Source organism: Micromonospora sp. LOL_024, assembly GCF_048060415.1.
Lineage (GTDB): Bacteria > Actinomycetota > Actinomycetes > Mycobacteriales > Micromonosporaceae > Micromonospora.
On sequence record NZ_JBHMIS010000202.1, the window covers coordinates 1 to 424 of the forward strand.

The window sequence follows — 424 nt, forward strand, 5'->3', positions numbered from 1 at the left end:
TTCACACACCCCCACCACCGCATCCCGCCAGGTCAGACCGCCAATGGCGGCTGCCGTACTATCCTGGGCATCACCAACACCCCGGACACTCACGGAACTTGATCGGGCCCTGGGTACAGGCGGCGAATATCACCACCTCGGCCCACCCGGGGAAGTAGTTCGCGGATCGGTTGACCAGCGCATCGGCGAGGCTGGTCAGCGTTTCCCAATCAGGCAGTGCCAGCGAGCGAGGATCGTCCAACTCATCTTCGGCCCGCTGGTATTCGCGCTGCCATCCGGTCACCTGAGCCGGATTCCGTTGAATGATGCCGTCACGTACGGCCTGTTCCATCACGCGGACCAGGACGGCAAGGCTGTTCTTCACCAGGGCCGTTGCGTTCTCGCTCGGCAAGCCGGTGAGCTGGGATGATGCTGGGTGATTGGC

1 pseudogene is annotated in these 424 nt (G+C 63.2%); it reads right to left on the minus strand.

What is annotated here, in order from left to right:
- Nucleotides 1-100 precede the first annotated feature (100 nt).
- Nucleotides 101-424: pseudogene (locus ACFHWY_RS28880) on the minus strand (hypothetical protein); the annotation flags it as partial.